The organism is Veillonella parvula, from assembly GCF_001553335.1.
In the GTDB taxonomy this organism is placed as follows: domain Bacteria; phylum Bacillota; class Negativicutes; order Veillonellales; family Veillonellaceae; genus Veillonella; species Veillonella parvula_S.
Genome location: NZ_KQ960785.1, coordinates 1 through 22,934 on the forward strand (window position 1 = coordinate 1; position 22,934 = coordinate 22,934).

At 35.4% G+C, this 22,934-nt stretch carries 20 protein-coding genes, 1 pseudogene and 1 other annotated feature; of the genes and pseudogenes, 1 reads left to right on the forward strand and 20 read right to left on the reverse strand.

The window, feature by feature from the left end:
* The 13 genes and pseudogenes from HMPREF1865_RS03005 to infC all read right to left on the reverse strand — a co-directional run.
* The coding region (locus HMPREF1865_RS03005; protein WP_196484497.1) for a P-loop NTPase fold protein at positions 1 to 393 on the reverse strand (393 nt) is incomplete at its 3' end.
* Between the two features lie 32 nt (positions 394 to 425).
* Entirely contained in the window at positions 426 to 3,788 is a 3,363-nt protein-coding gene (locus tag HMPREF1865_RS03010; RefSeq protein ID WP_060919151.1) for a DEAD/DEAH box helicase family protein, read from the reverse strand.
* 64 nt (positions 3,789 to 3,852) lie between these two features.
* The gene (locus HMPREF1865_RS03015; RefSeq protein ID WP_060919152.1) at positions 3,853 to 4,884 is read right to left on the reverse strand and encodes a restriction endonuclease subunit S; all 1,032 of its coding nucleotides are present in this window, start codon (positions 4,882 to 4,884) and stop codon (positions 3,853 to 3,855) included.
* Positions 4,885 to 4,917: 33 nt separating this feature from the next.
* Positions 4,918 to 5,889, reverse strand: coding sequence for a site-specific tyrosine recombinase/integron integrase (gene xerA / locus HMPREF1865_RS03020; protein ID WP_060919153.1), 972 nt, complete (start codon positions 5,887 to 5,889; stop codon positions 4,918 to 4,920).
* 43 nt (positions 5,890 to 5,932) lie between these two features.
* Positions 5,933 to 7,039, reverse strand: coding sequence for a restriction endonuclease subunit S (locus HMPREF1865_RS03025; protein WP_060919154.1), 1,107 nt, complete (start codon positions 7,037 to 7,039; stop codon positions 5,933 to 5,935).
* Positions 7,040 to 7,060: 21 nt separating this feature from the next.
* Positions 7,061 to 8,599, reverse strand: coding sequence for a class I SAM-dependent DNA methyltransferase (locus HMPREF1865_RS03030; protein ID WP_060919155.1), 1,539 nt, complete (start codon positions 8,597 to 8,599; stop codon positions 7,061 to 7,063).
* Positions 8,600 to 8,721: 122 nt separating this feature from the next.
* Complete coding sequence (locus HMPREF1865_RS03035) at positions 8,722 to 9,081, reverse strand: MmcQ/YjbR family DNA-binding protein (protein ID WP_060919156.1); 360 nt, start codon at positions 9,079 to 9,081, stop codon at positions 8,722 to 8,724.
* Positions 9,082 to 9,164: 83 nt separating this feature from the next.
* Positions 9,165 to 9,812 (reverse strand): polysaccharide deacetylase family protein, encoded by a 648-nt coding sequence (locus HMPREF1865_RS03040; protein ID WP_060919157.1) that lies wholly within the window; start codon positions 9,810 to 9,812, stop codon positions 9,165 to 9,167.
* Positions 9,813 to 10,090: 278 nt separating this feature from the next.
* Positions 10,091 to 10,207 (reverse strand): annotated as a pseudogene (locus HMPREF1865_RS09355) (50S ribosomal protein L20); the annotation flags it as partial.
* A gap of 37 nt (positions 10,208 to 10,244) precedes the next feature.
* Positions 10,245 to 10,799, reverse strand: coding sequence for a hypothetical protein (locus HMPREF1865_RS03045; protein WP_060919158.1), 555 nt, complete (start codon positions 10,797 to 10,799; stop codon positions 10,245 to 10,247).
* 142 nt (positions 10,800 to 10,941) lie between these two features.
* Positions 10,942 to 11,292, reverse strand: coding sequence for a 50S ribosomal protein L20 (gene rplT, locus HMPREF1865_RS03050; RefSeq protein WP_004696335.1), 351 nt, complete (start codon positions 11,290 to 11,292; stop codon positions 10,942 to 10,944).
* 48 nt (positions 11,293 to 11,340) lie between these two features.
* A complete protein-coding gene (gene rpmI / locus HMPREF1865_RS03055; RefSeq protein WP_060919159.1) occupies positions 11,341 to 11,538 on the reverse strand; it encodes a 50S ribosomal protein L35 in 198 nt (65 codons plus the stop codon).
* Positions 11,539 to 11,558: 20 nt separating this feature from the next.
* A complete protein-coding gene (infC, locus tag HMPREF1865_RS03060; protein WP_038150063.1) occupies positions 11,559 to 12,077 on the reverse strand; it encodes a translation initiation factor IF-3 in 519 nt (172 codons plus the stop codon).
* Positions 12,078 to 12,588: 511 nt separating this feature from the next.
* Between infC and HMPREF1865_RS03065 the strand changes: the two genes are divergently transcribed.
* A complete protein-coding gene (locus HMPREF1865_RS03065; RefSeq protein ID WP_060919160.1) occupies positions 12,589 to 14,082 on the forward strand; it encodes a DASS family sodium-coupled anion symporter in 1,494 nt (497 codons plus the stop codon).
* Positions 14,083 to 14,246: 164 nt separating this feature from the next.
* Here HMPREF1865_RS03065 and HMPREF1865_RS03070 read toward each other — a convergent pair whose 3' ends face one another.
* The 7 genes from HMPREF1865_RS03070 to mltG form a co-directional block, all read right to left on the reverse strand.
* Entirely contained in the window at positions 14,247 to 15,452 is a 1,206-nt protein-coding gene (locus HMPREF1865_RS03070) for an MFS transporter (RefSeq protein ID WP_155640500.1), read from the reverse strand.
* A 159-nt stretch (positions 15,453 to 15,611) separates the two neighbouring features.
* A complete protein-coding gene (gene thrS, locus HMPREF1865_RS03075) occupies positions 15,612 to 17,522 on the reverse strand; it encodes a threonine--tRNA ligase (RefSeq protein WP_060919162.1) in 1,911 nt (636 codons plus the stop codon).
* 141 nt (positions 17,523 to 17,663) lie between these two features.
* Positions 17,664 to 17,897 (reverse strand) — a binding site (T-box leader).
* Positions 17,898 to 18,136: 239 nt separating this feature from the next.
* Positions 18,137 to 19,126, reverse strand: coding sequence for a hypothetical protein (locus HMPREF1865_RS03080; protein ID WP_004697463.1), 990 nt, complete (start codon positions 19,124 to 19,126; stop codon positions 18,137 to 18,139).
* A gap of 101 nt (positions 19,127 to 19,227) precedes the next feature.
* On the reverse strand, positions 19,228 to 19,503 hold the full coding sequence (locus tag HMPREF1865_RS03085; protein ID WP_060919163.1) for a DUF4911 domain-containing protein: 276 nt from the start codon (positions 19,501 to 19,503) through the stop codon (positions 19,228 to 19,230).
* Positions 19,504 to 19,506: 3 nt separating this feature from the next.
* Positions 19,507 to 20,751, reverse strand: a complete 1,245-nt coding sequence (locus HMPREF1865_RS03090; RefSeq protein ID WP_038150033.1) for a peptidase U32 family protein — start codon at positions 20,749 to 20,751, stop codon at positions 19,507 to 19,509.
* The gene (locus tag HMPREF1865_RS03095; protein ID WP_004696356.1) at positions 20,751 to 21,359 is read right to left on the reverse strand and encodes an O-methyltransferase; all 609 of its coding nucleotides are present in this window, start codon (positions 21,357 to 21,359) and stop codon (positions 20,751 to 20,753) included. Before HMPREF1865_RS03095 ends, HMPREF1865_RS03090 begins: the two co-directional genes overlap by 1 nt.
* A 23-nt stretch (positions 21,360 to 21,382) precedes the next feature.
* The gene (mltG, locus tag HMPREF1865_RS03100) at positions 21,383 to 22,816 is read right to left on the reverse strand and encodes an endolytic transglycosylase MltG (protein WP_060919164.1); all 1,434 of its coding nucleotides are present in this window, start codon (positions 22,814 to 22,816) and stop codon (positions 21,383 to 21,385) included.
* Positions 22,817 to 22,934 lie beyond the last annotated feature (118 nt).

Sequence of the window (22,934 nt, forward strand, 5' to 3'; positions counted from 1 at the left end):
CATTAAAAACAACACATTCTGTCCTATAAGCCTAGATCTTAGTAAAGTAAAAAAAGGATTGTTAGACTTATCATATTTCCAAGCATCATAATAAAATACTTTGTATTTATGCCCTATAATATTATCTAATTTTGGATCTATGCTATTTAATACAATTTTAACATCACTATCAATACTTTCACTAGCAGAGTCTAAAAGCCATTTCACTTGATGAACAAAATATGTTTTTCCACTCCCCCATTCACCATCGATAGCTATAACTCCGCCCTTCTCAATATTTAATAACATTGAAATAAAAAAATGAATATATGTATTTCTATCAAGAATATTATCTATATAACCTTTACGTAAATTTTCATCAGAAAAATCACTATAATACTTTTGTATATCCATATAGTTCCCCTCTTATATGGCTAATTAAAATTTTATTTTATACATGCATTATTTTTTATTTGCTTAACTATATTCGCAATTTCTACCGCTTCAACATGATCAAACAGTTTCCATAAATTTAATGGTCGATCAAATGGAGGGGAGGTTAACATATTAGGAGATTCCATATATCCATTAACCGCAATATAGTTAATAACTTGTTTAATAAAGTTAATTTGATCACTATTCATAGACTTGGTATTAATCAAATCTGAAAAGGCATTCTCAGCAGCTTGTGGGCTCATCTTTACGATATCTCGAACAACCAGCCCAAACTCTTTACCTTTAAAGCGTTTTTCATAGTCATCTTTACTTCCTAATTTATGTGTGAAAATATGTTCCAATGCTTTATAATCTGATTCATCAATCGGATCATTATTAATAAGTTTTTGAATTGTTGGATGTTCTTGATGTGTTAAGAAATATGACTCAACTTTTTCTTGATAACTCTCAAAAACTTCAGGCATAAGAGTATCGCCTTCTCTAGTTAATAATACTGAATCCGTAATTGTTGTGATTATAACTCTACGTTCTGCAACATCAAGAAATTGAACTAAATTTCTGAGCTCTTTTCTCATATGATTTAACCGCAAAGCATCGATTATTTGCCAATACGCATCTTCTTTTATTATCTTTAAGAAATCTTGTTTCTTTCTAATTTGTTCAATACTAATTTTTTGTAGTAAAGCATTGGAAAGATTTATTACACGTTTCTTAAAATAGTCAATAGATTGACCATTAAAAAGGTTCAAAATCCCTTCATATACAAAGTTGTCAAATCCTCGTGCCAAATTTTCTTTAACGTCAGCACAAATCAAAGGTGCAACATAGGTAATTAGTTCATGTTCATTAATATTTGATAAATACTTAAATGAAGTTTTAACACTATATTTATCCACATATTTTAACTGTAAACGAACAACCGGTTTTGTTACGTCTAAATCAGTAATTTCTTTATAGCACTCATCTACAAGTTCTGAACGCCAGCTTTGATAGTCTTCACTACCATATCTTTCTATTTGTAGTTGTGCAATAATTTGAACTCGCTTAGCAAAGATTCTTTCACCTAATGTAGCACTATTACCTTTTACTTCTACCGTATTTTTTTGATTTCTAAAATACTCAAAATTTTTACAGTAATCAAAGATATAAAAGTACTTCTTACCTACATAATCACCATTGTTTTTATCGAAAAACTCCTTCTCTGGACAAAGTCGAGTTCCACGCCCTATCATTTGCCAAAATTTAGTCTTTGATTTTATACGTTTAAAAAATACCAAATTAACACATGCTGGCACATCAATTCCCGTATCTAACATATCTACCGAAATTGCTATATCCGGTTCACCATCTGAAGATTTAAATTGATCAATTAAATGTAATGCATGTTGATCAGAGCTAACAATAACACGTGCCTTCTTACCTTTTGAAGAACGATATAACCAATTAAACCTTTCTTCAATTAGACGAGCATGCTTTTTATTTTGAGCAAAGATAATTGTTTTACCTAAAGAGTCCCCATTATGAGTTTTAATACCATTCTGGTCTAATTCTCTTAGAACATAGTCTATTGTATCTGTGCTATAAATAATAGAGTTTACTTCCGTAGCAGAATAATTACCTTGGAATTCCCCTGCCTGATCCATAGCTTCATCTTCCAGTCGTTCCTGGTCTTCTTTTGAAAGCTCATCATAAACAATGCCATCTGTTAAAAACTTTGATTCCATCTCAAAATTATAATATGGCACTAAGTAATTGTCCTTAATAGCTGCATCATAACTATATGCATATGTTGGAACTCCGTTTTCAACCTCAAAGAAGTCAAATGTATTTCTATCCACCTCAGATTTAGGCGTAGCAGTTAAACCAACAAGAATAGCATCAAAGTATTCAAATATGGCTCTATATTTTTTAAAAATACTACGATGGCTTTCATCTACAATTATTAAATCGAAATGACCCGGTGTAAAAAGGCGTTTTCCATCACCATCAAGAGATTTTTCGATAGCATTTAATATTGTAGGGTATGTAGAAAAAACTATTCGAGCATTTTTATCATCTTTACTTTCACAAAGATTACATAACGATGCAGATGGTAAATGTTCTCTAAATGCATCCTTGGCTTGACTTACCAAAGCAATTCTATCTGCTAAAAACAATACATTCATCACTTGGTTACTACGGAAAAGCACATCAACTAAGCTTACCGAGGTTCTAGTTTTACCTGTACCAGTTGCCATAACAAGTAAGCTTCTTCTAACCTTGTTTTCAAGATTTTGACAAACGGCCCTAATCGCTTCCTTTTGATAATAGCGAGCTGAAATATCATCATTAATTGAAACTGTACTCAAGATAGGCTTAGTTAAATTTCTACGAGTAATTAGTCGTTCTAAATCACTTTCACCATATACACTACTTACACGACGCATATTCCATTCAAGATCATCCCACATATGAGTCTCATACCCATTAGAAAGGAAAATAATTGGGCGCTGCCCATATTCACGTTCCAATGCATTTGCATAAGCTAAAGCTTGCGTCTTACCATCATTTATATCACGACTTGTTTTCTTAGCCTCAATTAATGCAAGAGGCTTACCATCACGTCCCATTAATACATAATCTACACTAAGATTTGATCCACCAGGAACATAGGGATTTGAGACCTTAAACTCTTCAAACACAGTCTGATTAGGTCCCTCAAACTCCCAGCCCATTAATTTAAGATCAACATCAATAATATATCTACGTGTTTCAGCTTCTGTTTCAGGAATTTTAGGTAAACTACGAGTTAAAACATGCTCAGATTTTGTGGAAGATAGTAGTTTTGAAAGCTTTTCAATTTCTAAATATAAATTTTCAATTTGATGGGCATTTTGAGCAATCAAACTTTCTTGCTCTTTGATTTTCTTAATATCTAATGAAACTATGGTCTTAGGAATTGCATTCTCATCAAATGTACGTTCCACATAGTCATAACCATAACAATAGTCAATCCATTCAATAAAATTGAATAAGGCCTGTAATGAAATAATAGCCGTTCTTGGCAAAATTTTTGCATCGGAATGGACTGCTAAATTCCCCATTTTTACAATTGGTTGTAATTCGCGCCACAAAGATTCTGGCAATTCATCTTTAAAAGATTTAGCATGTAAAAGTGACTGTAAATTATCTTTATAAGGCATAATCATGCTAGTATCTGCAGTATATACCCATTTTACAGCTAATTCTAACGCCTTACGACAACCAATTGCACACATAGCTGGAGAGGAGTGAAATACACGCTCTGCCTCAATAGCTGCATCTGCAAAAACTTTATATTCAACTATCCCATTAAGAAAATCAAAATTAGCCATATATAATCCCCTATACATATAACTTCATCTGTTTTATATAATACTTAGTTTAATTATACACTATTTAGGCAAATTTCAATTTGTTGATTTGCTCCACTATCTTTTCAAATCTAGCGATTTCTAATAAAGGTGGAAATATCACTTCTAAATTTTCTACTTGGGTTTTAGTTAATGCTTCTCGTGTAGCTCCATTTTTATTGGATAATAATAACAAATACTCTTGATATGATTCATTTGTTAAGCAATATTCTAAAAAAACACTTGAAATCCTACATTGCCTAATAATACAGACATGTTGATTTACTCTTGCAGGTAAAATATCGCCAGGGACAGTGCAACAGCGAGCCACCGATGCTCCTGTAATATTTAATAATAAATCACCAGAAAATAGTTCTACCTGGGAAAGCTGATTTGCCAAAAATTCATCGATATAGACTAAATTTTCTTTTTTAAAAGTATTATTATAAATATTCATACTTCTAATAAAAGCTATACCCTCCTCAATATAATTTAAATCTCCACCACGTGGAGTAAATCCTGAGCCAATTTTTTGTGAAATATCTTTTAACTTAAAGATAGGATATTTCTTATCATTTATTATAGGATTTCCAAACATCTCAACAAATCGGGATTTGATAAGTAAATCATATTGATCTAGAACATTTTTATATGTACTCAAATGGCTATCAATTAACTCCAATATTTGTCCAATATCTTTTTGTTCACTATATTCTCTAAACTTAACTTTTCTTTTTTTATAATCTTTAAAATATATATGTGGAATTGTTGCTCCAGTATTAGATTTACCTAAATCTAAATATTTAATAAGATAATACAAATACTTCAAATCAACATTTTCTCTTGGGAATAAATATTGAATAGTACCAATAACAGATGAATTAGCAGGTAATTGCATTACTCTACCTACACCAGCTCCATCTTTAATAAGTCCTAAATAAGGTTTACTTTGATGAAAAAAATCAACTTTCGTTATTTCACCAGCTGCACCATATACTGGATAAATACCACTATCAAATAATAAATCTTTTTGAGCTAAACTAGATGATCCTTTATCACATAATTCAGCCAATATCATAAAACTCATTTTGCTCACCAAATATGAATTTGATTATCCGATAAATTTTCTATGAGATATTTTTACATTGGATTGGTTAACCATTGCATAATGCATCGTAGTATCAATTTGTTGATGCCCTAATAACTTTTGTACTTGTTCAATGGGCATACCTTTATCAATAGCCCTTGTTGCCATAGATCGTCTAAACTTATGAGGATGTACCTTCTGATCTAATAAAGCTAATCGACCTAATTTCCTAAGTCTAATTTCTACACCACTAATTTTTAACCTTTCAAAAGGATTATCTAATGTAACAAATAATGCTTCATTATAATCAGTTCTTTGTTCCAAATATTGTTTAAGATGAACTTTAGATTTAGCATCAAAATAAACCTTACGTTGTTTATTTCCTTTACCATAAACAATACATTCTCTTTCTTCAAAATTAATATCACCTATATTAAGGTTCACTAATTCACCTACCCGAATACCTGTTGAGTACAAAAGGTCTATCATTGCTAAATCACGAATATGTAAACATGAATCTCGCAGCCTTTCAATGCACTCTTCCGATAATGTTTCTTTAACTTTACTACCAGTTCTTATCTTATGAATTCGCCTAATTGGACTTTTAATTATATAGTCCTCTGCCTCAAGCCATGAAAAGAAGCTAGAAAGGTTTCTTCTAATATTATCTATAGTGGTTTTACTACAATTATTTCTTAACTGATATTCTGCTAAATAAGTTCTCAAATCATCAGTTTGAACCTGGCGTAATGGCGTAACTATTATACTAAGCATATGTTCAATAGTAACTTTATAATAAGATAAAGTTCTTTCTGAACAACCTTCAATTCTTTTAGCAGAAATAAACATATCCATATACTCAATATTAGTATATGGATATGTTTGATTATTCTCTGTGTTTAAATTTTTTTGTAAAACAATTTGTAAAGTATATAACTCTTTAGCAGATAAAACTTCACTCATATCATGTAAAATATCATTGATCAATTGTTGCATAGGTATACCTCTTTTCTTTTTATATCAGTATACCAAAAGAATATTAACCAAAATATTCTTGCATTAATGAGTCCATCAATAACTGAGTCTCATCAATAGATTTTTGAACATCAGATTTCAATTTGTTGATTTGAGAATGATATAAAGCAAATCTATTTACCGTGTCAATATCTGGCAATGGTATTACAACAGAATTAAGCATCTTTGTTGTTACCTGATTAATAGTGGTTGTAGATCCAACTGAAATAAGTCGTCTAAAAGCCTGACTTCTAAAGTATTCAAACAAATATACATAGTACTTACTAGATATTGCCATCATAAAAGTCCCATATGTTGTATTCAATATATCATCTTCAATAAGAGCAACTTTACCAACTAATGCTTGGCTCCCATTTCTAGCACACATTAAAATATCATGTTTTTTTAACAACAACTTAGCCTCAACCTTACTATCAACATATATAGTATCTTCATAACATAATTGGCTATTTTGTATGTTTCCTGATCTTAAAACAGCTGTTCCACTACTTGATACCGCTTCAGGCTTATAGGTCAAGCCAATTCTATATTCTGCTATGTCACTTAATTTAACTAACGGCCAATTCAAAGTATTAAGAACAACATCACCAAATAACTCAACAAATCGGGATTTGATAAGTAAATTATACAATCTCAATAGATTTTCTTTAACTTCAATTTGTCGTTGCACAACTTGTAAGATATTACTAATCTTGATTTGTTCAGAAAAGGGTTTGCAATCAATAATTAAATTTTCTAATTGAGTTCGATTAATAGACTCAAATGTACTTCCTGTTGATATATGTTTTAATTGAGGCTTCAAATATTTTAAATAATAATATAAATACATCATATCAACATCAGATTTACAAGTTATTGCAGCCAAGCCTCTACCAATACAACTTTGCACATTATTTATATTTAGATCCCCGACAGGTGCCCTAACGGAGATTAAGATATCGTTTGGTTTGGCCTCTTTTTTAGATTTCATACACCATATTTTAGGTGTAGGATTTATTCTACCAAAATCCGCTTTTCCCTGATAAAAGGGAAGTCCTATTTTATCATAGTTATAGAACTTAGAGTCAGGAGATTGTCCCATTTGAATATCAACAAGATCTTTTAAATACATATTATCTCACCAAATATGAATTTATTCATTTAATAATCGTTCTAGCTCAGCCGTATCAGACATAATTTGCTCATTTAGTGCCTTAATATTAGCTAATATTTCACTAGTTGGAGGATATTCGACCGGGATATATTCAATCTCTTTATATTTATTAATAGATAAATCATATCCATTATCCACGATTTCTTGTTTAGGTACTAAGAAGCTTTGTTCAGTACGCTTCCGTTCACTTTCACTATCAATATGTTCAAAACGATCAATAATATCAGCAATGTCATTATTTTCAATAGGTTGTCGTTTATCATCTAAACTAAAACCATCTGCTTTCATATCATAAAACCAAACATTATCGGTTCCACCAGCTTGAGTTTTAGTAAAAATCATAATTGCTGTAGACACTCCTGCATAAGGTTTAAAAACCCCAGAAGGCATAGATATAATAGCACGCAAATGATGATTCTCAATAATTTCTTTTCGTAGAGCTACATGTGCTTTAGATGAACCAAATAGAACCCCATCTGGGACAATACAAGCACAAGTACCACCTTTTTTCAAAATTCTCAAAAATAGTGCCAAAAATAAGAGCTCTGTTTTTTTTGTATTATTAGTAATACTGCGTAAATCACCATGAACTGTTGCTGCATCCAAACTTCCTTTAAAAGGTGGATTTGCTAAACAAATAGTATATGAATCATGTACATCATTTTGTTTTGATAGACTATCTTTATAATCAACCTGAGGATATTTGATAGAATGTAACATTAAGTTCATTGCAGATATACGAAGCATTGTTGTATCTGTGTCAAATCCACTAAACATGTTACTTTCATAGTGTTTCCAGTCATCTTTATCCATTTTTTCACTATGATTATTTCGAACATATTCTGCAGCAGATACTAAAAACCCCGCGGTGCCACATGCAGGATCACAAATTATATCCTTTGGTGTAGGCTTTAATAATCGAACCATCATTTCACGTATATGCTTTGGTGTTCTAAATTGACCATTCGTTCCAGCTGTAGATAATTTTGAAAGCATATATTCATACAAATCACCTTGCATATCTAAATCCGCAATGTCATGAGTATATAAATCATCCAATCCAGTAATAATTTTTTCAAGTACTTGTGCAGTCGGAACTATGAAAGTAGCTGTAGACATATGCTTAGCAAAGAAATCAAAACCATCCTTTGTTTCATTAGTATCAGGAATTGGTATTAGCTTGCCATGTTCATCAAAATCTGGCAATTTTCCATGCTTCATAGCCTTAATCGCTGGGAATACAAAATTAGAAACAATATTATAGATTTCATCAGCATTTCTAAATTTAAAATTACTCCAACGCATAGCTTGTCCAATATCTGATTCTGGAAAAATTAATTCCACATCCGCACCAAGTAAAGTCTTACTGCGAATATTATTAATTTCTTGATCATCTAATGCACGTATAAACATCAAATAAGTAATTTGCTCGATTACAGATAAAGGATTTGTTAAACCTGCAGCCCAGACATTCTCCCATATCTTATCTACTTTATTCTTAATTTCACCTGTTATCATATGTATTCCCCTATCAAATAGATTACATGTTTCTTTCATAATAACATAATTCTTATTTCAATAATATCCATAAAAATAACTGGCTACAAATTGTAACCAGTTATTTATACTAGTAATAACTTTTACTTCTTTCCCACCAACTGATAGCTCATATCCACCAGCATTTTAAGTTTTTCCACATCTTCATATCCTGCTATATCTACCGATATCCAGTGTTGTTTATTCATATGATATGCAGGATAGATCCCATTTTCACGAATTAAGTTAGGAATTAAATCAGGTTCGCATTTCAGATTAACGATCTCTATCGGTTCATTTATATTAAGTCCTAATCGAATCCCTTTTATACCAAAAATTAAAGCGAACCACTTTTGATTATCTCTGCGTCGAATTACTACATAATTAGGGTATTTTTCCCATGGATTGTCCAAATCACAAATATATTCTTGCTGAATATATTGAATTAGTTCATTACGATTCATTACATTCGACCTCTGCTTTCAAAATAATTTATTTAGTATATCTGTGAATCCCCCCTATGGTCCTCCTAGTTATATTGATTTATCTACCAATTATTCATACGATTAAAATACTCAATCGCCTCCGGACTAAATTCAATAAATGTAACGCCATCATTAAACGGTCCCAATACATATGGTTGATATATCAGTTTTACATAGCCGTTACCTGGTAAGTAGTAATTATCCGTAACATCCATTATATGTTTATATTTTGGTAAATACGTCTTTCTTTTACTAGCACTTGTGTAAAAGTTTAATATATCTTCATTTATACCATCTTCTAACTGTTGAGCATTAGCAACTCTTACATAGTTATATAAAGGTATCCTTTGACCGGTATTTTTATCATACACCAAGCCTCTAGTGCTATAAGTTCCATGAGCTGCACCTTTATAATTCTTACCTGTATTTAGCAAAATAGAGATAACTTGATCATCTTCATAAGTAACTTCATAACCTTGAAAAACCTCATAAGCTATACCATTGTAATAGTCCTCTTTTGCTTTCAATACATAGCTCCAAATGTCATTAAAAATAGCGGCTTCTGCAACTTTATTATCTGTATAGACGACTGGATATGTTAAACGTAGTTTTCCCTCTACTATAGTTTCAGATACAACGCTTGCATAGCTAACCCCTGCTACCATAACTCCTAAAGCAGTAGCAATACATAGTTTTTTTAACATTCCCATTATGAGTCCCCCCCTTTTAATTAAGCACCTCATAAAAAGATTCCTTATTGTCTAATTTCTACATACTAAATAGAATATCCTTTTTTCAAAGTATAGTTATCATACTCAATTAAACCTTTGAATTCTCATTAATTAAAATAGATATTCATTATGCTCCCTTAAATAATAAAACTAATTGTATAGCAAAAAATTAACATGATACCAATAATTACAAAAAATTTTTTACCATACAAAAAAGGACCCTCCAAAGAGAGTCCTTACTATGTATTGTTATGTTATTAAGCGTTTTTAGCTACTTCAACAAGTTTAGCGAATGCTACTGCATCGTTAACTGCCAAGTTAGCCAACATTTTACGGTTAACTTTAACACCCGCTTTAGTCAAGCCAGCGATGAAATCTTCCATCTTTGTATTTCAAATAAACTCATTTATCTTATTTCTTATGAAGAGTCATATTTTCAAAAGCTGTATCATAAGCTTCTTTAAAGATATAGTTACCCACAACATATTTAGGATCATGCAGAGCTACATCAACGTATTGTTCTGGAATATTACCGAAATTCCCTAAAGCCACACCTTCATAATTAAAATCTTCCACACTATTTATTGTTAATTTCATACCAGAGCTAGCTTGTTTAGCATATATGAGAAGTGAATAATCTTGTACATACTGTGGAGTACGTAATACGCTGGCTACAGAATGGTTTATATCATAACGATAAGTAACTAAAACCTTGTGAATATATGAGTTAGTTCTACGACTATTATTATTTTCAACCTCATATACAACGGCCTGTGCTTTATAAATAAACTGGTTCTCTTCTACTCTTTTAATGGAACTTTTATCTACAAAATACGTAATAGCATTTTTTCCTGTAAGAATAGGAACATTGTTCTTATCATTTTTAATAGCTTCCATCGATATAGCTTGGATCTGTAATGGTATTACTATACATACTAACAATAACATAGAAAATAACTTTTTCATTATTTTAATTCCCCTCTTTCAATATTTATCACACACATTATATGTATAGGATATCATATTATAAAAGTATTGATAATCTATTACTTTCACCACATAAAAAAGGACCCTCTAAAGAGAGTCCTCAATGTATATTGTTATGCTATTAAGCGTTTTTAGCTACTTCAACAAGTTTAGCGAATGCTGCTGCATCGTTAACTGCCAAGTCAGCCAACATTTTACGATTTACTTCAACGCCTGCTTTAGCTAAGCCAGCAATGAAACGGCTGTAAGTTGTACCGTTGATGCGAGCCGCTGCGTTGATACGAGCGATCCACAATTGACGGAATTCGCGTTTTTTCGCACGACGGTCACGACGAGCGTAGTACAACGCTTTCATTACTGTTTCGTTAGCTTTTTTGAACAAACGGGAACGTGTACCGCGGTAACCTTTAGCTAATTTTAAAATCTTTTTATGACGTGCATGAGCTGTAACGCCCTTTTTCACTCTTGCCATTGTATATTTCCTCCTAAATTACGATATTATCGATCTAATAGTTAATGATTAAGCGTATGGTAAGCATTTAGCTACGCGTTTGTGGTCAGCTTTTGCAACCAATGTAGCTTTACGTAAATTACGTTTACGAGCTGGAGATTTCTTTTCAAGAATGTGGCTTTTGAAAGCTTTTGCACGCTTAAATTCACCAGTACCAGTTGCAGAGAAACGTTTAGCCGCTGCGCGACGAGTTTTAATTTTTGGCATAATATAATCCTCCCAATACCTTATTTACTTACTAAAATCATGGTCATGTTACGACCTTCTAATTTAGCTGCTTTTTCAATAGACGCCGTTTCTTTGAGTTCTTCAGCAAAACGTGTCAACACTGCCATGCCTAGTTCTGGATGTGAAAGTTCACGACCGCGGAACATGATGGTTACTTTTACTTTGTTACCTTCAGCCAAGAATTTGGATGCGTTTTTCATTTTTACGTAAAAGTCATGGTCTTCAATATGTGGACGTAATTTGACTTCTTTCAAAGTTACGATTTTTTGTTTTTTCTTCGCTTCTTTCTCGCGTTTTTGTTGTTCATAACGATATTTACCGTAGTTCATAATGCGAGCTACTGGTGGTTTAGCGTTAGGTGCAATTTCCACAAGATCAAGATGCTGTTCTTCAGCCAATGCCAAAGCCTCACGGCCAGACATAATACCGATTTGTTCGTTTTCAGGACCTACGACACGAAGTTCACGAGCACGAATCTCTTCATTAATGCGTGGTGTATCCTTGCTAATAGCGTTCACCTCCAAGAGAATAAAAAAAACGGACGGCAAACACCATCCGAATAGAATTCTCTATATTAACCTCATACTTCTTGGTATTAGGTGAGTGGCGGATGGCCTCTGCTTCATAAATTACTTAATTATAATAACAAATTAGATAGTGAAAGTCAACAACAATCTTAAGTTGCTCTCAGCAATTTATTATTACAACTCTTTTAGTATAACAGAGATTATAAGTTCTGTATATAGGCATACTTACTGACACCTATCCCCCTTTATGTATACAATACTTCTATAGTATGATCATTAATTCTATAGAATAGAAAAATACGATACAATAATATATAATATATTCTACCTAGCAAAGTATTGTCTAACTAGATATTATCTAACTGAGTATTATTTAAGTGAGTATTATCTAGCTATGTATTATCTAACTAGATATTATTAAACTAAGTATTATCTAACTAAACATTATCTAACTAAGTATTATACAGTAATAGGTATTACACAAACTGAAAGGGGTTTTATTATGAGTATAACAACTAGTTCGCCTCCTCAAAAGGCTCGTACAACAGTTCAAAATATAGGTCTTATTCTTGCTTTTATTGTGTTAGTTGGCATTTTATTATTACCAACACCAGAGACATTATCTACCGGTGGTCATCGCATGATTGGTGTTCTTGTCTTTGCTATCATCTTGTGGATGACATCGGCTGTATCCTATCCAGTAAGTGCGACCATGATTACGGCGCTTACAACATTACTCTTAGGTTTCTCACCAAATCCTGAGGCCCCTGCCAAGGTGATGGGCACAGCCAATGCCTTAAAGCTGATTATTTCGGGTTATTCTTCCCCTGCTATGATCCTCGTAGGTGCAGCTATGTTTATTTCCGTAGCCATGCGTAAAACAGGTCTCGATCGTCGCATAGCCATGCTCGTATTATCTAGTGTAGGTACAAAGGTTAGTCGCATTTATTTAGGTGTTATTATTACAGGCCTTATTCTCGCCTTCTTTGTACCAAGTGCAACGGCTCGTATCGCTTGTTTGGCTCCAATTATTATCGGTATCGTCGAAAACTTAGGTATTGAACGTAAAAGCCGTGTAGCAGCCCTACTCATGGTAGGTGCCATACAAGCAGATACATTTTGGAATATTATGATTCAAACAGCTGCTGCTCAAAACCTCGTAGCTGTTGGGTTTATGCAAACACAGATGAACACATCGGTAAGTTGGATTGATTGGCTCACAGCAGCTGCACCGTTCTCCATAATTATGGCTATCATTACCTACTTTGTAACGCAAACTTTTATCAAACCAGAGATTAAAGAGCTCGTTGGCGGTGATGTACAACTCGCTAAAATGCGTAAAGAAATCGGTCCAATGACATTTGATGAAAAGAAACTATTATGCATCTCCATTGGTTTATTAGCATTGTGGGCCACAGGGGGTAAACTACACTCTATCGATACTACAACAACTACGATTATAGCAATTGCCTTATTCTTCTTCCCTAAAATTGGTATTATGGACTGGAAGTTTGCACAGCCAAATATCGACTGGGGATCGATTGTTATGTTTGGAGCTGGTATAGGACTGGGTTCCGTATTACTTAAAACAAAAGCTGCTACTTGGCTCGCACAGGTATTTGTAAATGCCTTCTCCCTTGAAACAGCAAGCGTGTTCCTTTTGATTGCTATTATGGCCGCCTTCCTGATTTTAATCCATCTTGGATTTGCATCAGCTACAGCTCTATCATCTGCCATGATTCCTATCGTAATATCCATCGTTATGGGACATTCTGCAGAAGGACTGAATCCACTCGGCGTAACAATGCTCATGCAATATGCAATCTGCTTCGGTTTAGTATTACCAGTAAACTCACCTCAAGGCATGGTAGCTTACGGTACAGATACATTCGACGTAAAAACATTTATGACTACAGGGATTCCATTAACCATCATCGGCTATATCATGATGCTTGTATTTGCACTTACATACTGGCACTGGATTGGAATTGCGTAAGTCTAAATATTCTAAATAGACCAAACACTCAAAATAATTCTAATATTTTAAATTAAACATACTATAAAAGGCTCTGTCTTAAGACAGAGCCTCTTGATTTTTATATGAGTTTCAATATAAAACGTCTATATTCTTTTCGATGTAAAGCTTTCACAAACAATTATTTATTCTAATTCCTTACCTTTAAGTTCCGGAATCAAGAATACGGTTGCCAATATATCGATTACATAGATAATCGCCAAGAATGCAATTGCCACTTGGTACGAATACATTGAGATAATCATACCTACTACCATTGGGCTAAAGCCACCTACGGCGCGACCGATGTTAAATAACACGTTTTGAGCCGTTGCGCGAGCACTTGTTGGATAAGCTTCTGCCATTAAGGCACCGTAGCCACCCATCATACCATTTACAGAGGCTCCTAGAATAGCACCGGCAAATAGCATAGCTGTTGGATCAGATAGTTGAGAGTAAATCAAGATAGATGCCACAGCACATACTTGGAACAAGATAAATGTTGGTTTACGACCAATTTTATCAGCCAATCGTCCAAATAACCAAATGCCAAGCATCATGCCACATACAGTTACGGCAGTCCACAGGCCCGATTTTGTAAGGGAAAAACCTAATTGCTTACTCAAGAAGTTAGGTAACCAGATCATAATACCGTAGTAACCAAAGTTTTGAACAGATGTTAAAACAGCAACACCTATAGAGGTCTTTGTAGTTCTTACATCTTTAACTAATAACTTGAATGAATTCGTATGGGAATGTTCCTTAGTTTCTTTACTTTGAACAAAGATTTCAGGTTCATGTAATTTCGCACGGAAGAACCAGGCTACAAAGGCAGGGATAATGCCAACCATAAACATGCCTCGCCATCCAATATAAGGAAGTAATACGGGTGTTAACAGTGCTGCAGCCAATACGCCTAACTGCCAGCCGATGGCAACATAGCTTGTTGCCTTTGCACGATGTTGTGCAGGCCATGCTTCAGCTGCTAAGGCCATACCAATACCAAATTCACCGCCTAAGCCGATACCGGCAATTGTCCGATATATGAGAAGATCCCAATACCCTTGTGCAAAAGCACATAGACCAGTAAATACAGCAAATAACACAATAGTCCATGTCAACACACGAACACGACCAAACTTATCTGACAAGGTACCAAAGATAAAGCCACCGATTACGGCACCTACCAAGGTCCACGTCACAAGTGAACCTGCTTGACCAGTAGTCAAGTCTAAGTCCCCTGAAATCAAGGTTAGCATAAAGCCAAGAATCAAGAGATCAAACCCATCCATGGCATAACCTATAGATGAACCAATAACAGCTTTCCAACCGTATGAATTTACTTCTTTCATAGTCATTTCCTTTCGCTACTCACAGGTAACAATTAAAGAGAATATAATAATAAAATCCCCCTCATATAATCTCACCACTAATAAATTATACAGACTAATTATAATTGTGCAAGATGTGAGGGGGATTTTTATCAATATAAATAGCTAGACAGTAGATAATTAATTACGTTCTTTAATTTCAATCTTAATAGAATTAAAGAATTCTTCGAATGGTACAGAACCTAATTCATCACCACCGTGTTTACGAACGTTAACTGTGCCTTCTTCAACCTCTTTATCACCCGCAACAAGCATGTAAGGAACTTTTGCCATTTGTGCTTGGCGGATTTTATAGCCGATTTTTTCACTGCGATCGTCTACTTCTACGCGTACATAGTCGCGGTGCATTTGTTTTGCCAATTCCTTAGCATATTCAACATGTTTTTCAGAAATAGGCAAGATTTTAACTTGTACAGGAGCCATCCATGTTGGGAATGCGCCTGCATAATGTTCAGTTAAGATACCGATGAAACGTTCCATAGAGCCGAAGCATGCACGGTGAATCATGATAGGACGATGTTTTTGACCATCTTCACCAATGTATTCAATTTGGAAACGTTCAGGCAAGTTCATATCTAATTGAATAGTACCACATTGCCATGTACGACCTAAGGAGTCTTCGATATGGTAGTCAAGTTTAGGACCGTAGAATGCGCCGTCGCCAGGGTTGATTACGTATGGAATACCTTTCGCTTCGATAGCATTACGCAATGCTTCTGTCGCTGCTTCCCAAATTGCGTCATCACCCATTGCATTATCAGGTTTAGTGGACAGTTCTACATGATATTTCAAGCCGAATTGACTATAGATACGGTCGAACAATTCGATAACTTTCATCAACTCAGTTTGCATTTGATCTGGCAACATGAATACATGAGCATCGTCTTGTGTGAACGCACGTACACGGAATAAGCCGTGTAAAGCACCGGACAATTCATGACGATGTACTAAACCAAGTTCAGCATAACGCAATGGGAAGTCACGGTAGGAGTGCATTTCGTTTTGGTAAACCAAAATACCACCTGGGCAGTTCATCGGTTTAATTGCATATTCTTCATCGTCGATGATTGTAGTATACATATTTTCACGGTAATGATCCCAGTGACCAGAAGTTTCCCACAAATGTTTACTCAAAATGATAGGTGTACGAATTTCTTCATAATCAAAATCATGGTGAACTTCACGCCAGAAGTTTTCTAATTCGTTGCGAAGAGCCATACCTTTTGGTAAGAAGAATGGGAAGCCAGGACCTTCTTCTTTGATAACGAACAAGCCAAGTTCTTTACCAAGTTTACGATGATCCCGTTTAGCCGCTTCTTCAAGCAAATGAAGGTATGCGTCAAGTTCTTCTTTCTTTTCAAATGCTGTACCGTAAATACGTTGTAACATTTTATTTTTTTCATCGCCGCGCCAGTATGCACCTGCAATGCTTTGTAATTTAAAAGCTTTTACCTTACCAGTGGATGCTACGTGAGGTCCTGCGCAAAGATCGATGAAATCGCCTTGAGAGTAGCAGGAGATTACAGCATCTTCAGGAAGATCTTGAATCAATTCTACCTTGTAGTCTTCGTTTTTAGATTTGAAGAACTCGATAGCTTCTTGACGAGGCATAACGGATTTAGTAATCGGTAAATTTTCTTTTACGATGCGGCTCATTTCCTTTTCGATTTTACCCAAATCTTCAGGAGTCAAAGTATGTTCCATATCGATATCATAGTAGAAACCTTTATCGATAGCAGGACCGATAGCCAATTTAGCTTCAGGCCATAAGCGTTTAACTGCTTGAGCCAAGATATGAGAAGCTGTGTGGCGCAAAGTATGTTTACCACCATCTTCTTCGAATGTTAAGAATGCTACTTCAGAACCATCTACAAGTTCTTCGCGAAGGTCTGTTAATTCGCCATTTACGTTAGCAGCTAGTACTTTTTTAGCCAAGCTGTTAGATAGTTGTTTTACTGCTTCCCCAAGAGTAGTGCCAGCAGCATATTCCTTCGCACTACCATCAGGTAAAATGATTTTTACATCTGCCATTTTTCTTTCCTCCAATTTATAAACTAGGATAGCTTTGATTTTTCACTGTCCCCAATAGACCTACTTACCACACAATACATATATAGTGAGTAAATATCTTGAAGAAATTGGGTAATAAAAAAAGACCTTCTATCCCTACAAACAAGGGACGAAGATCATTCGCGGTTCCACCCTAGTTAACTACCTATACGAATATATGTGTATAGTTAATTCACTTCATTAAGCCCGATAACGGTGGCGACCGTACTTGCCTACTTTAGGTTCGACAAATCAGTTTAAAGGGGGTAACTCTAATATATGTGTAAGGCATTTCCAGCATCTGCCTCTCTCTGGTACACAGGGATAAAAGAATCATGTCCTTTGCATCACTTTTACTAGATTATAGTATCATAGAGAATTAAAAAATTCAATACAGTTTAACTGGAAATTTAATAAGAACTATAAATTGTAATTGTTGTTAGAGCGATATACTATAAACTTCACCTTTATTTTTCCTATATACATTTATTTTTAAAAGAAAACGGCCCGAGAATGATATGGCCCCCTTTACTAGACAACCAGTGAAGGCGGAACATATCAGAATCTCGAGCCATTTTATATACATTATTTGTAAATTAGCGTTTGAAGTTTGTAGACAACATAGCGCCAATTACTTTTTCCAATTTGCTAGTGGAAAGGTCTGGACCTTTATAAAGTGTTAAGAGCACGTCATTAGAGTTATCTTGTTTAGATACCATCATAACGCCACTACCGCGAGCACCATTATCATCGTAATCTTTCGCTACGATAACAAGGTTCAAATAATGGTCCTTCATGTATGTATACACCTTGCTTGTACGCGCAGAGGAGCCGATCATTTTTGCCATATTCATACCACGGTTAAATACGATTGCATTTGCATTATGAGGATTTGCCGCTAATTGTTGCTTCTCTTCTTCATTTAGAGGCATGAGGTTTACCATGAGGGAGTCACCCATCTTGCCGCGGAACATGGCTGGCATCGTTTCACGCACGTCATCAGGAATACCTGTGTCAGCAGTCAATTTCAATTCCTTAGGAACGGTCATGTATAAAACGCCCTTGCTATTGCGGCCCACCTCTGTCGTACTGAGATCTACAGCGCTAAGCATAATGGAATCTTTAATGGTCGCCACTTGGTTAGCCAATGGTTTTTCAGGAACGCCACGGCTCGCCAATTGTACATCGCCAGATTTAGTTTTCTTTAATGTTTCCACATTCCAGCTTGCACCTTTTTTATCTGCATCGCTAGCTTCTGTGAAAGCATTCGCCCCGTCTTTTGTGCCTACATATACATACGTTTGAGCCGGGATGATGGTATCTGGTGCACCAGATTTATTGAATGCCGCACCATATACTACATTAGGAATCACAGTAGAGCCAATTTGTAAATTGTTGTTAGTTTGGCTTTCCACATCAAAATTGATATTCCCTGTAAACGTCATATCAGGGCCATGATTGATAACAACCACATCCCCTGCTTGAGGAATAACGACAGGGCCTACAGGGCCCGCCATAGCTACACTTGCCATCGATACTCCAAGGCAAGCTGTTAATAATGCGCGTTTCAAAATAGATTGTTTCATAGATATACTCTCATTTCTCTATAATTTGTATACATTTGATGTAATTGTAAATCTAGTATAGTCATAAAATTTCCTCATACGATTTACAATCAAAATTATACTTAACCTTCTATAGTGACATAGTCGGATAAGCTACTTAATACTTCAAGCGCCAAGGGCCTTGTAGATGGTGTGCAACGCAACATGCAGCGCCCACTCGCATCTACAGAGGTCATAACACCTAAATATTCATAGCCTTCAATGATGCGATTGATGAAATTCGTATGCTTAGGATCAATGTGAAAGTACACATACGCTTCTTCTCCAGAGGTGGTTAAATCGGGTACATCTGGAAATGCACCAATTGATTTACTCGGCTCTAAGGCTGCACCACTCATAAACTATTCATCCTCTTTAGGTTTGCACTCACGACGCATCATGGAATACGGTTCAAGTGGTGTATCCATGTAAATGCGTACTTTCATTTGTGCATGCGGTGCTACATCGATAGGATTACCATCTTCATCTGTCATTTTTTCGATAACAGTTTCAACGAGTTCCCCTTTTGGTTGACAGAATTCTACCTTATCACCCACCTTGAAGTTATTACGTTGTTCAAGATCAACGTATTTTTCTTCTTCGTTGTAGCCCATAACTAAACCGATGAAGTCATGACTTTGAGTATTCGTAGATTTACCATAGTTTTGCGCCGTTTCATCAGGACGACCTTCAGCAAAGCCGTCTGTATAAGGGCGATGGGAAATCTTTTCTAATTCTGCAATCCATTCTGGACGAACGTACCAATCTTTACCTTCTTTAAGGTATGTATCAATCGCTGTGCGATATACTTTTGCCACTGTGGCACAGTAGTGAACGGATTTCATGCGACCTTCGATTTTAAGGCTATCAATACCAGCTTCATATAGATCTGGAATGCGGTGAATTAAACACAAGTCTTTAGAGTTAAAGATATACGTGCCATGTTCATCTTCTTCGATTGGGTAATATTCACCAGGTCGATTAGATTCCACAAGAGAATATTTCCATCGACAAGATTGAGAACATTGACCACGGTTCGCATCGCGATTACCTGTCATATAGTTAGACAATAAGCAACGACCAGAGTAAGAAATACACATAGAACCATGTACGAAGGACTCAATTTCAATATCTACATGATCCTTCATTTCTTTAAGGTCTGCTAAGGATACTTCGCGAGCCGCTACAACACGTGTGGCACCAAGTTCTTTCCACATCTGAACTGTATGCCAATTCGTAGTAGAAGCTTGTGTACTTACATGAAGCTCTAAACCTGGAGCTACGCGCTTAGCAAGGCTGAAAATCCCCATGTCTGCAACGATGATAGCATCAACACCGATGCTTTCAAGAAATTTCAAATAGTCCTCTAAACCTTCAAAGTCCTCGTTGTGAGGAATGATATTACATGTAACATGAATCTTTTTACCATGTGCATGTACAAATTCTACAGCTTCCTTTAATTCCTCGTCGGAGAAATTAGAGTTTCCTGCGCGCAAGCCAAAGCGTTTACCTGCGCAATATACGGCATCCGCACCATAGCGGATAGCCATTTTAAGCTTGTCCATATTACCTGCAGGACAAAGTAATTCCATAAAATGTTCTGCCATTATTTGTTGTGCCCTTTCCACACACTCACACTCATACCATCACCCATTGGGTAAATAGTAGTGTTAAACAATTTTTTATTTTCAACATATGTTAAGTATTCTTGTAACCGTTTTACGATAGTTTTGAACCGTTTTGGTGGTTCCTTATCGCCCCTTACATAACCTCTAAAGAGTACATTATCTGCAAGAATGACGCCCCCTTCTTTCACATGTGGCAGAATAAGTTCAAGTTGTTTTAAATATTGCCCCTTTGGACCATCTAAAAACACTAGATCATATTCGCCTGTGAGTTCCGTTAAGACTTGAGACGCATCGCCTTTCAGCAATGTAATTTTATCGGCATAATCGGATTGGTTAATATAATATTTCGCCATTTCGTGACGCACATCATCCAGTTCAATGGATGTAATATGCCCCTCTTCCTCGTCGAGTAGCGGAGCCATCAACAAAGCGGAGTAACCAATGGCGGTGCCCACCTCTAACACAGAGGTGGGCCGGTACAAACCTATTAATTCTTCAAATAGATGAACCTCAGACTCTCGTAAAATCGGCACATCATTAATCATCGCGTAAATACGCTGTTCATTTAAAATATCATTTAATGTCATGAAAGTAGATTAAATCTCCTACATTATCTATTGTTAGTACCACTAGGAACTACCAACGTAGAGCGTTCAGCAGGATTTGCAGATTCTACCTGAATTTGTGGTACTTGTTGTGCATTAGGAATCACATTCTGCATCGATTCAGGTACAGGTGTCGTCGTTGGTACATACGTATTGGTATTTGTATTATTTCCATAGGATGGAGCAGCTGGCGTAACTTGTGTTGATGATTGATTTTGTGTTGAACCTGGTACAGGATCTGGAATCTCAGCCGCTGGAACTGTAGTTGGTGTGTATTTATAACTAGGCTCTACATCAACATATTGAGAATCTGCTTCCACTGCTTCTGCAGAACTATAATTATAATTAGGCTCTGTAGTCGCTACTGCTACGTCATAGTTAGGACCAGCTTGTGCAGCTACTTCAGTATTAGCAGAAGAATTTTTTACTGTGTCAGCACCATAAATTTTATTAACCGCTGCTAAATGTTCTTCGTATGATTTAGAGAAGTGATTATGCCCCTCTTTATCTGCTACGAAGTATAAATAATCTGTATTTTCAGAATGTAAAACTGCATCTAGAGCTTTTTTACCAGGATTTGCAATTGGACCTGGTGGTAAACCTTTAGATACATATGTATTATATGGGCTTTGCAATTGTGTATCCCCAATCGTTACATTTTCTTTCGCATAGCCAAGTACATAGGAAATAGTCGCATCAGATTGTAATGGAATACCATGTGCTAAACGCTTTTTGAATACCCCTGCAATAGTTGGACGATCTGCATCAAATAAAGACTCTCGTTCAACAATAGATGCCAAGGTTACAAAGTCATGAATACTCATATGTTGAGCTTGAATTTGTTTCTTCACAGCTGGTGTAAGGTAACGATTCATTTCGTCAGCCATCATTTGAATAACATCACGAGGCGTAGCACCTACGGGGATTTCATACGTACTTGGAAACAAGAAGCCTTCTACAGGATATGTGGCAGGTTTTGTGCCTTTCATATAAGGGTATGGTACATAGGTCTTAGCTTCAGCTAAGAAGTCCTTCGCCTTCATGATTTGATTCTTTTCAAGAACGATAGCAATATCACCAACTGTATATCCTTCTGGAATTGTAACACGAATAGATTCTACATGACCTTCTTGTAACAAAGAAATGAGTTCGCGCACAGTTACTTTATTAGGTATTTGATAATGGCCAGTTTGAAGCTTATCATTGGTGCCACTCAAGTATAACCAGAGCTTAAAGCCCTGAGTTGAGCGAATTAGCCCCCTTTCAAAAAGCATATCTGCAATTTCAGTACCCGTTTGACCTTTTTCTATAACGACTACTTGTGTTCCATCATCTTGAGCAAAGGTATTCGGTACAAAGTACAATGCACCAAGGCCTCCACCAATAATTAATATACCTATAATAACTAGGATCAAAATATATCTTAAGGCTTTTCTCACGTTGTTGAGTTCCTTTCTGTAACATAACAGTATATCAATTCATTATACCATAAACTCTATATTTCCCCTATATAAAAGGGCAGTGATTCGGCTTATTCCATTTTATGCGACATATTAA

Coding starts and splice junctions, on each gene's coding strand:
- HMPREF1865_RS03010 (WP_060919151.1), bottom strand. CDS start 3,788: ATGGCTAATTTTGATTTTCTTAATGGGATAGTTGAATATAAAGTTTTT.
- HMPREF1865_RS03015 (WP_060919152.1), bottom strand. CDS start 4,884: ATGATATTGGCTGAATTATGTGATAAAGGATCATCTAGTTTAGCTCAA.
- xerA (WP_060919153.1), bottom strand. CDS start 5,889: ATGCAACAATTGATCAATGATATTTTACATGATATGAGTGAAGTTTTA.
- HMPREF1865_RS03025 (WP_060919154.1), bottom strand. CDS start 7,039: ATGTATTTAAAAGATCTTGTTGATATTCAAATGGGACAATCTCCTGAC.
- HMPREF1865_RS03030 (WP_060919155.1), bottom strand. CDS start 8,599: ATGATAACAGGTGAAATTAAGAATAAAGTAGATAAGATATGGGAGAAT.
- HMPREF1865_RS03035 (WP_060919156.1), bottom strand. CDS start 9,081: ATGAATCGTAATGAACTAATTCAATATATTCAGCAAGAATATATTTGT.
- HMPREF1865_RS03040 (WP_060919157.1), bottom strand. CDS start 9,812: ATGGGAATGTTAAAAAAACTATGTATTGCTACTGCTTTAGGAGTTATG.
- HMPREF1865_RS03045 (WP_060919158.1), bottom strand. CDS start 10,799: ATGAAAAAGTTATTTTCTATGTTATTGTTAGTATGTATAGTAATACCA.
- rplT (WP_004696335.1), bottom strand. CDS start 11,292: ATGGCAAGAGTGAAAAAGGGCGTTACAGCTCATGCACGTCATAAAAAG.
- rpmI (WP_060919159.1), bottom strand. CDS start 11,538: ATGCCAAAAATTAAAACTCGTCGCGCAGCGGCTAAACGTTTCTCTGCA.
- HMPREF1865_RS03065 (WP_060919160.1), top strand. CDS start 12,589: ATGAGTATAACAACTAGTTCGCCTCCTCAAAAGGCTCGTACAACAGTT.
- HMPREF1865_RS03070 (WP_155640500.1), bottom strand. CDS start 15,452: ATGAAAGAAGTAAATTCATACGGTTGGAAAGCTGTTATTGGTTCATCT.
- thrS (WP_060919162.1), bottom strand. CDS start 17,522: ATGGCAGATGTAAAAATCATTTTACCTGATGGTAGTGCGAAGGAATAT.
- HMPREF1865_RS03080 (WP_004697463.1), bottom strand. CDS start 19,126: ATGAAACAATCTATTTTGAAACGCGCATTATTAACAGCTTGCCTTGGA.
- HMPREF1865_RS03085 (WP_060919163.1), bottom strand. CDS start 19,503: ATGAGTGGTGCAGCCTTAGAGCCGAGTAAATCAATTGGTGCATTTCCA.
- HMPREF1865_RS03090 (WP_038150033.1), bottom strand. CDS start 20,751: ATGGCAGAACATTTTATGGAATTACTTTGTCCTGCAGGTAATATGGAC.
- HMPREF1865_RS03095 (WP_004696356.1), bottom strand. CDS start 21,359: ATGACATTAAATGATATTTTAAATGAACAGCGTATTTACGCGATGATT.